The sequence below is a fragment of the Streptococcus parasanguinis genome (assembly GCF_023109675.1).
Taxonomy (GTDB): domain Bacteria; phylum Bacillota; class Bacilli; order Lactobacillales; family Streptococcaceae; genus Streptococcus; species Streptococcus parasanguinis_I.
The window spans coordinates 1-1,617 of sequence record NZ_JALDUR010000032.1 but is presented as its reverse complement, the minus strand read 5'-3'; the positions used below and the strand labels follow the sequence as shown (position 1 = coordinate 1,617).

The window sequence follows — 1,617 nt, the reverse complement described above, 5'->3', positions numbered from 1 at the left end:
AAACATACTAAGATTAGTAGTGAAGAAATCTCCGACGCGAGAGAGTACTCACTACTTTTTCTTTATGTTAAAGTAGTGGTGTCTTGTAAAGTCGTAGGGCTCTATGGCGCTAGACGTCGTTTGACAAACTGGCAAGACACCTTGTTTTAGGTGGAGTTTGATCAAAGTATGTAGGATGCTAAACGTCACGTATTGAAAATAAAATCACTAAAACATGGAATTATTCAAGACAAAAGAGGTAATATTATGCGTGCAGTATTTGGAATTGATGGCAGTAAAACAAGTTCTGAGGTGGCCATTTTAGTCAATGGTGAGAAGGTTCATGGCTACACCATACTCAATGATGCCATTGGATTCAATCGCCTGTTGGGCGACTTGAAAACTGTTCATAACCCTGAGATTATATTTGAGGCTACAGGCGTCTATTCTCGACGTCTTCAAGCCTTTCTTGAGGAATATAGTTACGCTTACACACGGCTAAATCCACTGGAAGCTAAGAAGCAATTGAACAGTCTGCGAGTTCGTAAAACAGATAAAATTGACGCTGAAAAGCTGGCTAAATCTTAGCTTGTGCACAATCGTAAACCAACTTACGTGCAGGAAGAAGTTTATCAACACCTGCGTGATTTAAGCCGTTTCTATCAAAATATGACAGAAGATCTTGTTCGAACTAAAAACCGTCTACACAAGGTCCTATAAGTCACATTTCCTGAATTGGAAAATCTATTATCCACACCTACTGGAGAGCAATATTGGAACTTAGTGATGGCTTTTCCGTGCAAAGAGTTTGTATTAAGCCTATCTCAAAGTAACTTGTGTGAGATTATCCGTCAATCTACCTCCAAACGCATCTCTGAAAAGCGTATTGCTTACCTGACTGATAAACTTATAAAACTCGCTAAACAATCTTTTTGTGCGGTCAAGAAAACCTCTCCAATGCTTGAAGAGGTTCGTTACTATGCTCAAGAATTGCTTCGTCTTTCTGAACGCAGACGGGTTGTCTTAAACGACATGGTAGCTCTAGCTCAGCCTTTACCAGAGTATGACATCTTACGGTCAATTCCTTGCATCGCAGAAACCACAGCGACATCTATCATTGGCGAATTGGGAGATATTCGTCGCAGTATACCAATCAAATCAACGCTTTTTATTGGCATTGACCTGAGACACTATGAATCTGGGAACTTTCTCGCCAAGGAACACATCACTAAACAAGGTAATCCCTATGCCAAAAAAATCTTATTCAAGTGCATTCACAACATAGCTTCAGCTAGTCATACCAATCCCTGCCATATCGCTGACTTTTATGAGAAACGAAAAAGACAATCGACAATAGCTTCAACTAAGCCACATACGATTGCCTCTATACATCGTCTCATTCGAACAATGTATTACCTCATAACGCATAACAAACTTTACGATTACTCTTTGACCCAAAATCGATAAGGCTGTCTATGCCGTATTATGGTAACCCCTTGTTTCAAAAAATACCAGATGAGGTGTTTTTTTAGCATGCCCATTTATAGATCAAAAAGTGTTAAAAATAAGACAGTAACCTCAGAATAGATACTGTCTTATCTCTTTTTTTACTTAAAGCCTTGATAGACTTGACAAATG

Annotated in this window: 1 pseudogene; it reads left to right on the top strand. The window is 39.0% G+C overall.

What is annotated here, in order from left to right:
- Nucleotides 1–246: 246 nt before the first annotated feature.
- Nucleotides 247–1,446 (top strand): annotated as a pseudogene (locus M1G14_RS10865) (IS110 family RNA-guided transposase).
- Nucleotides 1,447–1,617 lie beyond the last annotated feature (171 nt).